The 1,116-nt window shown below is 45.9% G+C and carries 2 protein-coding genes; both read right to left on the bottom strand.

Annotated features, from left to right (window positions below; genetic code table 11):
- Nucleotides 1-225: 225 nt before the first annotated feature.
- Entirely contained in the window at nucleotides 226-870 is a 645-nt protein-coding gene (locus ACMWLG_RS25805) for a quinolone resistance pentapeptide repeat protein QnrB19 (RefSeq protein WP_012954666.1), read from the bottom strand.
- 93 nt (nucleotides 871-963) lie between these two features.
- On the bottom strand, nucleotides 964-1,116 hold a 153-nt coding region (locus ACMWLG_RS25800; protein WP_272829944.1), incomplete at its 5' end, for a helix-turn-helix domain-containing protein.

Here is a 1,116-nt window from a genome sequence, read left to right as displayed (position 1 = left end):
TAAGACATGGCTTCATGATTCGGGAGTGGTTATTCGTTGTTCTCGCGAAAATGAATTGGTTAGATATTCATCAAATTCCTGTCCAGAATGCAGCATTAGATGGCATGTCGTTGATGCGGTAGGTCAGGATATTCGTCCACTGGAGAAAACGTTTCACAATGCTTGCCAGGAGTCGTACTGGTTAAAAGTAAATCGTCAAACGCATCTCCCGGTGTAAACGCTGAACTAACCAATCACAGCGATGCCAAGCCGCTCCATGAGCAACGATGCCTGGTAGCTGTCTAACTTAACGCCTTGTAAATCAACACCCCGAATATCTAAGTCACCTAACTCCGAATTGGTCAGATCGCAATGTGTGAAGTTTGCTGCTCGCCAGTCGAAAGTCGAAAACTCGCCGCCGGAGAGATCTGAACCACTGAACGTCGCACCCAGTACCTGAGTCCCCATCCAGCGGTTTTCCCACAGCTCACACTTTTCCAACACGACTTTCGAAAAATTGGCGTAGCTTAGATTAGTATTAGTGATATATGCGCTGCAAAACCAGGTGCGCGTGGTGATCATATTCATAAAGCTTGCACCGCGGAAATCTGCGCCTTGTGCGCGGCAGTGGCGAATTTCAATGCCCAAGGCACTGACGTTGCGGAAATCTGCCATTGATAAATCACAGCTTTTGAAAATGGCATCTTTCAGCATTGCGCGACTAAAATTGCACCCTTTCTGACTTTCGCGATCATAGAACTGGCAGCCGATAAATTCAGTGCCGCTCAGGTCGGCACCTGAAAAATCGCAGTTAAAAAATGTACTATTTTCAACTTTCTCACCGGTGAAGCGATTTCTGTCAATTTTTTCGCCAACTAATGCCAGAGTCATATCTATGCCTGTGTTTTTATACAGTAATGACGCCATGGTAAACCTTATGACGTTATGCGTCAAACCCGCCAGTATGACACCTGCAAATGCGTATTAGATCTGGTGTTTCTTCAGCAAGGCACGTAGCTGATGATAAGTCAGACCCAGTAATTCAGCGGCTTTTTTCTGGTTAAATTTAGCCTGCTGTAAGCTGGTTTGTAGAAAGTCTTTCTCTTGCTGCTGCTGGAATTCACGCAGATCCAGCGT

This window comes from Enterobacter sp. 01-M-02-SI-ECC (assembly GCF_047530595.1).
In the GTDB taxonomy this organism is placed as follows: domain Bacteria; phylum Pseudomonadota; class Gammaproteobacteria; order Enterobacterales; family Enterobacteriaceae; genus Enterobacter; species Enterobacter cloacae_M.
Note: the sequence above shows the minus strand (reverse complement) of the source record. Positions and strands in the feature narration are given on the sequence as shown.